The organism is Primorskyibacter sedentarius, assembly GCF_004342065.1.
Lineage (GTDB): Bacteria > Pseudomonadota > Alphaproteobacteria > Rhodobacterales > Rhodobacteraceae > Primorskyibacter > Primorskyibacter sedentarius.
Window position 1 is genome coordinate 1 of sequence record NZ_SLZU01000085.1, and the last position, 1,013, is coordinate 1,013.

Sequence of the window (1,013 nt, forward strand, 5' to 3'; positions counted from 1 at the left end):
TGGACCCGTCTGGCTCAACCCAGAAACCGAAATCAGCGCCCCTGAAATCAGAGACGCCGCATGAAATCGGCGGACAACTCCTTTGACAAACACCGCTCCGCGCTGATCGACGAGGTGGCCGAACTGCGGGAAACCACGCAGCGTCAGGAACACCTCCCTTTCGTGGTTTGAAAACAAACCACTGCCGGGCAGCGGATCGCTGAGATGCACCATGCGCCCTACGGTAAGAAGTCCGAAAAGCTGAATGGGGACGACCGGCAACTGGCCTTCGAGGATCTTGAGGTTGCCCTTGCTGAGGTCGAAGAGAAAAAATCGGAGCAGGCTCCCAGCAGCGACAAACCCAAGCGAAAAAAGGTCGCCAAGCGCAATCGTGGCAACCTGCCCGAGGGTCTGCCGCGCATCGAACAGGCGATCGAACCGGACAGCCTGGAGTGCCCGTGTGGCTGTGGTGTGATGCACAGGATCGGCGAAGATCGCAACGAGCGGCTGGATATCGTGCCTGCGCAGTTGCGGGTGATGGTGACAGTGCGACCCAAATACGCCTGCCGCACATGCACCGACGGGGTCACGCAAGCCCCGACGCCGCCCTGGCTGATCGAGGGTGGGTTGCCGACCGGAGGGGCCATCGCCCATGTGCTGGTCAGCAAGTATGCGGACCATCTTCCGTTATACCGGCAGTCGCAAATCCTGGCCCGTTCCGGCATCGACATTCACCGGTCCACATTGGTCGACTGGGTCGGAGTGGCGGCGTTCCATCTTCGTCCTATCGTGGACCGGCTGGCCGAGCATCTGAAGACGTCCACGAAGCTGTTCATGGACGAGACAAAAGCACCAGTCCTCGATCCTGGCCGAGGGCGAACCAAGACCGGCTATCTCTGGGCGCTGGCCCGGGATGACAGAGCCTGGGGCGGCGATGATCCGCCCGGCGTGGTCTATTTCTACGCCCCCGGGCGCCATGGCGCACATGCCGAAACGTTCCTGGCCGGCTTCAACGGCATCCTGCAGATCGACGG

At 61.7% G+C, this 1,013-nt stretch carries 1 protein-coding gene and 1 pseudogene; one reads left to right on the forward strand and one right to left on the reverse strand.

Annotated elements, in window-relative coordinates:
* Positions 1–213, reverse strand: a 213-nt coding sequence (locus tag EDD52_RS24245) for a hypothetical protein (protein ID WP_243652094.1), incomplete at its 3' end; no start/stop codon positions are given.
* 3 nt (positions 214–216) lie between these two features.
* Here EDD52_RS24245 and tnpC point away from each other — a divergent pair.
* Positions 217–1,013 (forward strand): annotated as a pseudogene (gene tnpC / locus EDD52_RS23580) (IS66 family transposase); the annotation flags it as partial.